This window comes from Paraburkholderia sp. SIMBA_027 (assembly GCF_046535315.1).
GTDB classification, from domain to species: Bacteria; Pseudomonadota; Gammaproteobacteria; order Burkholderiales; family Burkholderiaceae; genus Paraburkholderia; species Paraburkholderia tropica.
The window spans coordinates 1-262 of sequence record NZ_JAWRWY010000879.1; the positions used below are offsets into that span (position 1 = coordinate 1).

Below are 262 nucleotides of genomic sequence, written 5' to 3' on the forward strand. Positions count from 1 at the left end.
CTCGGGGAACGCTTCACAGATCAGCTGATCTGGATTGGCACAGCCAAAGACCAGCGCGCCTTCACCGCGAGTGCCCGGCCCATGACGGACGACGGCGGCAAGTTCGCAGGTTCGGTGGTGGTCTTCAGCGACGTCACGGACCTGGTCAACGCACTGGCGGCGAAGGACGATTTTGTTGCCAACGTCTCCCATGAGTTCCGCACTCCCCTGACATCCATCCTGGGCTATGTTGAGCTCATCCTTGATGATCCCCATGGACTCG

At 60.3% G+C, this 262-nt stretch carries 1 protein-coding gene; it reads left to right on the forward strand.

All coding sequences use genetic code 11. The features are described from left to right. Positions 1 to 262: histidine kinase dimerization/phospho-acceptor domain-containing protein (locus SB764_RS41610; protein WP_410866979.1), on the forward strand; the 262-nt coding region annotated here is incomplete at both ends.